Annotated in this window: 3 protein-coding genes; all 3 read right to left on the bottom strand. The window is 42.7% G+C overall.

Annotated features, from left to right (window positions below; translation table 11 throughout):
• Positions 1-4,730, bottom strand: a 4,730-nt coding sequence (locus BM213_RS08245) for a pullulanase X25 domain-containing protein (protein ID WP_244149222.1), incomplete at its 3' end; no start/stop codon positions are given.
• A 194-nt stretch (positions 4,731-4,924) separates the two neighbouring features.
• Positions 4,925-5,455, bottom strand: a complete 531-nt coding sequence (locus BM213_RS08240; RefSeq protein WP_425265923.1) for a hypothetical protein — start codon at positions 5,453-5,455, stop codon at positions 4,925-4,927.
• 106 nt (positions 5,456-5,561) lie between these two features.
• Complete coding sequence (locus tag BM213_RS08235) at positions 5,562-5,825, bottom strand: magnesium chelatase subunit ChlI family protein (protein WP_244149221.1); 264 nt, start codon at positions 5,823-5,825, stop codon at positions 5,562-5,564.
• Positions 5,826-5,933 lie beyond the last annotated feature (108 nt).

Raw genomic sequence — 5,933 nt, 5'->3', positions numbered from 1 at the left:
GTTGTACCGCTTCCTGGTGTTGTGCCACTTCCTGGTGTTGTGCCGCTGTCTGGCTGCTCAGTTAACACCCCTTCACGTAATTGCTTCGTTTCAATGTTTAACACATAACTTTTCGTATTTTTCGCAATGGCTCCACCGTCATTTTTGAAAATATTCGCCTTGCTTTCTTCAGAAGGCTCAATATGGATAGCTACTTCTTTTTGGTTTGCATTCGGTGTGAACGTGTACGTAAATGACATATCATCGTGAATCGTTACATGTTCTTTATTGATCGTGAGCACACCGCCTTTAATGGCGTTTCCTTTTATCGTGACGCGATCGCCATCTTTTTTCACTTCTTCAATAACGACAGGCATATCGATCCAACGTAAAATGTAATCTTGAATGATCATTTTGTTATTGCCTTGATTTTGTACCGTAACTTTTAACTCCGTTCCGATTGCGCCATAGCCATAATAGCTAACATCATCATCTGTTTGATCATCACGTGTATGATCAGCTAATCCTTCTTGATCCCAAGACGCTCCTTTTACATATTTGTAGTTGATCGTCTCACCTTCTTGCAGTTCCGTTGTAAACTCCCAATCCGGTGTTACCGCTCCACCACGCGTCATTTCCCAAGCTCCTGTGTTCCAACCGTTCAAGCTGTTTGGAATAGTAATACGCGTATCTAACGGCGTGTAACTAGGCGCTCTCACTTTAAACGTCACTTGAACCATAACGATGTTCGGTGTTACTTCCACCGCATTGGATTCGACAACATTTCCTGCTCGGTCGTACAGTTTTACGACATATGTGTACGTTTTTCCGTTTTCTACATCATAATCTGTAAATGATGTGCTAATCGTTGTTGTCGTATGAATCACTTGACCGTCGCGCTCAATGACTACCATATAAGCATCATGATCGTCTCTTTCAATAAACGACCATGATAAATTTACTTGACCAGATTCGACATCTGGTTGCAAGAGCTGAATGCCCTTTGCTGGTGCTTGTTGATCTGCCTCATTTGCAGTGAGTGTAAACGTTTCTTCTTCTGTATACACCCAACTGTCACCGAGATTTGTTGTAAAGCCGTAACGATACGTGTACGTTCCCGAAACTAACGGGATAAACGATGCTCGGAATACGTTATCTTCACCGTCTTGACGTTCGTATGCCGCCTGCACGTTTTCCCACTTTTCATGATTCGGTCTTTTCACTTGTAATACAGCTTCTAAACCGTCCGCTAAGCCGTGCTTTGTTACATCATCAATGCGCACTTTCGCTTCAACAACGATCGCTTTTGCCAAGTCCAAAACATCATCGCTTACGATGTCCACATGTACAATATGCTGCTCATTTAAAGGATAATGTGGCACGACGCGATTCGTTTCTACTTTAGCCGACTCATTTCCGTTTTCATCAACAGCTGTAACAGCAAAATAATACGCTGTTCCATTTTTCAGACCATCAATGATAGCCTTTTCCTCATTCGTCTCTTTCACGAACGTATAACCTGCACCTTTTAACGGGGATTGATAAATGCGATAAGTCGGTGCATCACCTTCCCACGTTAACGTCACTTGTCCAACGCCTGCTGTCGCTTGAACGTTCGTCACCTCATTCGGCATATTAACAGTTACTTTTCCAAACAACATGCGTCCATCGAGGGCAGGAATGTTTAGCTGTACCTTTCCGTTCGATACTGTCACTTCATATTCGTCATGTAGTTCATCAACAAAGCTTGTTCCATTCGGAATGATTGAAGAAACATCCAACTGTACCGTTTGCGCGCTATTCCCACGGTTCATCGCGATAAGCGCAACATCTTTTCCGTACTGACGGGCAAAGACGTACACATCACCTTTCGCATATACTGTCTCAATTGTTCCTTTCGCTAATACATCTTGATGCTTCGTGCGAATCGCACCTACTTTTTGATAATGTGCAATAAGCTCCTTGTCTTCGCTTCCCCACGGATACGTACGACGATTGTCTGGATCTTTAGAGCCTGTTACACCTGCTTCATCGCCGTAGTAAATCGTTGGTGCTCCCGGATAACCCATTTGGAAAATTACAGCCACTTTGGAACGTTGTTTACCAAGTTGCTCATTATAGTTCGGATCAAGTTCAGCACGCTCGTACGAATCTGTTCCGTTCCCAAGCAAGAAGATGGCACGCGCCGTATCATGTGAGCCGATAAGGTTCATTAGCGCATAAAAAGCTTCTTCCGGATAATCTTCACGAATAGCTGTTAATCGCGCATCGATTTCCTCTGCTTTACCGTTTCGTAAAAAGTCTAATACAGCTCCGCGGAAACGGTAGTTCATGACTGAATCGTATTGATCACCAAGGAAGTATTTTGATGCATCATCCCAAATTTCACCGAGAATTAACGGCTGTTGTCCGTTTTTGAGCGTTGGCCCACGGTCATAGTCACCTTGCAACAACTCTTTACGAAACTCACGCCAAAACGCCGTATCCACCTCATTAGCTACATCTAAACGCCAACCGGATGCTCCGCGCGTAATCCAACTTTTAGCAACAGAATCTTGCTCGTAAAACATGTAGTTTGCGAGTTGCTCATTATTTAATTCGCTCGCATACGGTACTTTCGTTCCAGTGACAGACTTAAATTCTGGTAAACTATCAAATCCCCACCACGATTGATATTTGTATACACCATTTACTTTTTCATTCTCGATATTGAACCATAAATGAAATCCGTACGGACTGAACTGTTGTCCCTCATCTTTAAACTTTTGTTCTACTTGAGCACGTGCTTCCTCTTCCGACAACCCTTTTTCATTCATCAAATCATACACAGCCGACCAATATTCATATGCTCCAACAGTCGGGTATTTTCCGTAACGATCAAAGTAAATAGAATCGTCTGATACGTGATTAAATACACCGTCTAAAATAAGATGCATACCGCGTGATGCAATCGCTTTCACAAATGATTCAAACTCTTCAGGTGTTCCGAACATCGGATCAATTTCTTTAAAATCTTGTGCATCATACTTATGGTTTGATGGCGCATGCGCAATCGGGTTTAAGTAAATTGTATTTACACCTAAAGACTGCAAGTAATCTAACTTTTGTTCAATTCCTGCAATGTCTCCACCAAAAAAGTCGTTATTCCAAAACCCGTCGCCATCATATCCAGGAGTATCTTTCATACGTGGATTGTCAGGAAGTTGCGACCACTCCCGATACTCAATTGGCTCATTTCCACGCCCATATTCTTTCACTTTGTCGTTATTTGGATTTCCATTAAAGAAACGATCAGGGAAAATTTGATATACAACCGCCTGTTTCATCCAATCTGGCGTTTTATAGTTTGGGTCATATACAGTCAATTGGAATAATTCTGCGTTTTTATCTACCGCTCGTCCCCATTGACCTTCTTGTGTATCCTCACCATACTCTGCTTTAGCTGCACCGTCCATCGCGATAAATTTATAGCCATATAACCCTTTTTCTTCAGGAGTGAATGTCGCTTCCCAATATTCATCGTCTCCGATCACTCCTACTTTGCTCATCCCGTACAACTTCGCCGTTCCTGTCGTTGTATTCTTCACATACACGTTCGCTTTCGTTACATCGCCTTTTTTCGCAGCTAAACGTAACGTCACTTCCGTTCCTGCTTTCACTGCTCCAAACGGCTGACGATATAAAGAGTCCCACGTATTATGCTTTAAACGATCTTTGTCAACGTTGCCATCCGAACCTGTTGGACTGTAGTCTGTATATAACTCCTTTGTTTTTGCGTTAAAGAAGAACGTAATTGTCGTTTCTTCTAACACGTTTAATTTAGCATTATCTTGAGGATAACTTTCATCCCAACTATTCCCTAACGTCACTTTAAATTCATAGTTTCCTTTTGGTACACGAGCAGTAAATGTGTAAATGAAGTCGAAGTTATTATCGACTAAAAATGCACTCGACGTCTCTGGCGTCCAACCATCGACTTCTTTTTCATAGCCGATCGCAGGCAAAATCGTTCCGACTAATCGCGGCTGTTTTTCTTTTGGAATCGGCGTATACCACGTTGAATCAGCGATCGCATGAGTACTATCGTGGTAATAAAACGTTACTTCTGTCTCTTTTTCAAGCGTGAAAGAAATGTTTCCACCGTTCCGTCCACCTGCACCATAGTTTTCATCCCAGCTTCCGTTTATCGCGATTTTGTACTCATACGTACCTGCCGGGAGTACACCAGTGAACGTGTACAAGCCGTTTCCTTCATGCTTCATGACGGTAGCTGTCGCTGTCGGATCCCACTCTTTTTCATGCCCAAGCTCATTTTGTAAATTGCCAACGAGCGTCACAACACGCTCCTGCTGCTGAGCAGGTTGACCGACTACGACAACGCTATTTTTTCCGCCATATCCATCATCTGCTTCGTTGTTATTTAATGGATCTGTCATCCAATTTCTGTCTACAACAAATTTGTACATGTACGTTCCATCTGGAAGCGTTTTTGTTACTGACCAAATATGATCGCTTTCTTTCGTCAATTCAATCTTTTTCTCACCATCTGTTTGCCAGTCATTAAACGATCCGACCAGCAAAACAGACTGTTCTTCTCCCGTTCCAACGTAGCGAAATGTCACATCGTTTCCGTTGACAACAGGGCTTTGCACTGGTTCATTTGCGCGAACGATTGCGCTAAATGAAAACAACTGTGCAAAAAGCAAAAAGATTGAGAAATAAGCGACATACTTTCTCCATCTTCCCTTCACCATTTGCTCCTCCTTTATTTAAATTTTCTTTCAAGTGAAACCGTTTGCACAAAGGGGTATAACAGTAAGGGGGATGCAAACAGCTTCACTTACTAAGTATCGTACATAAAAAATTAAAAAATTTCAACAAAATATTTTTGAATTTTTTGCGTATAGTAAACATAGAGCAAAAAAAAATAGCTCCCATAGGGGAGTTAGTTCGGTAAGCGCGATTTTAAGTTTAAAATTTCTTTCTCGTGTTCGATCACTTTATCAAACATTACATCAGATCGACGTCGCAAATATGAAACGGTCACATCAACCGACTTTTTGATGTTTGTCAAATCGTTTAGCATAAGCGTTTGATTGTTTTTCGATATGCGGAGCTCCTCGAGAATTTGCTGCTGGGTCTTTTCCATATTTCCGAGCGATTGTTTCATATGGTCCATGTCTGTTTCCAACTTTTGCTGTCCCTTTTGAAGGTGAGTAACATCTTGCTGCAACGCCTTTTGACCTTCTTGCAATTCGGTGACATCTCGTTGCAACGCCTTTTGACCTTCTTGCAATTCTGCGACATCTCGTTGCAACGCCTTTTGGCCTTCTTGCAATTCTGTGACATCTCGTTGTAGCGCTTTTTGACCTTCTTGAAGCTGTGCGACCGTTCCTTCAAGACGATCAAGACGTTCATGAATCGGCTTAAACTCCTCCTGCAAAACCGACCGCAACATTTCTTTCAGATCATTCATCACCTTCACCTCCCTATCATCTATTATAGCACAATTATTGTTTAGGTGGCGGGCATCGTTCCCTCCACATTCCTTTCTTTCCGTCCTTCGTTCATCCGTCGAAACGTCAGCGCCTTCCATAGTGTGCTTCATCTGTGATGTCATACGTTCCTGCTAGATCGGCGATCGTGCGAGCGAGGCGAATGATTTTTGTTTGCACGCGGTTGCTCCAGTCGTATGTAGACGACCAATGCTGAAGCAGTTGCTGTTGCCTTTTTGTCAGCCGACTTGTCGCAAACAGCACATCGACTGGCACACGTCCGTTCGTTACCTCTTCCCATATCGTTCGTACTGTCTTGCGCGCGATACCCTTCCATCCCTCGCAAGCCAATGCTACAAACTTTCATGTTATTCCTCCTCAATACAGTTCGGTACGATGTCGGCTTTGACGAACTGCACGTATTTTTTCTTCTTTTCTACCATCGTTCCAGGAAAATAA

The organism is Anoxybacillus pushchinoensis (assembly GCF_900111795.1).
Taxonomy (GTDB): domain Bacteria; phylum Bacillota; class Bacilli; order Bacillales; family Anoxybacillaceae; genus Anoxybacillus; species Anoxybacillus pushchinoensis.
The sequence above is the reverse complement of the archived record's forward strand: the minus strand, read 5'-3'. Positions and strand labels throughout refer to the sequence as shown.